General features: G+C 55.4%; 3 tRNA genes. All 3 read left to right on the top strand.

What is annotated here, in order from left to right:
• The 3 genes from ACYP5M_RS26615 (at nt 1) to ACYP5M_RS26625 (ending at nt 256) form a co-directional block, all read left to right on the top strand.
• Nucleotides 1–75 (top strand) — tRNA-Asn (locus tag ACYP5M_RS26615).
• 5 nt (nt 76–80) lie between these two features.
• Nucleotides 81–172: transfer RNA gene (locus ACYP5M_RS26620), tRNA-Ser, on the top strand.
• 9 nt (nt 173–181) lie between these two features.
• Nucleotides 182–256: transfer RNA gene (locus ACYP5M_RS26625), tRNA-Glu, on the top strand.
• The last annotated feature ends 2 nt before the right edge of the window (nt 257–258 follow it).

The raw sequence follows: 258 nt of genomic DNA on the forward strand, positions 1-258 counted from the left end.
TCCGCAGTAGCTCAGTGGTAGAGCATTCGGCTGTTAACCGAACGGTCGTAGGTTCGAGTCCTACCTGCGGAGCCATTATTGGAGAGCTGTCCGAGTGGCCGAAGGAGCACGATTGGAAATCGTGTAGACGGGTAACCCTGTCTCAAGGGTTCAAATCCCTTGCTCTCCGCCATTTATACCTGGCCCGTTGGTCAAGCGGTTAAGACACCGCCCTTTCACGGCGGTAACACGGGTTCGAATCCCGTACGGGTCACCATT

The organism is Peribacillus sp. N1 (assembly GCF_054600815.1).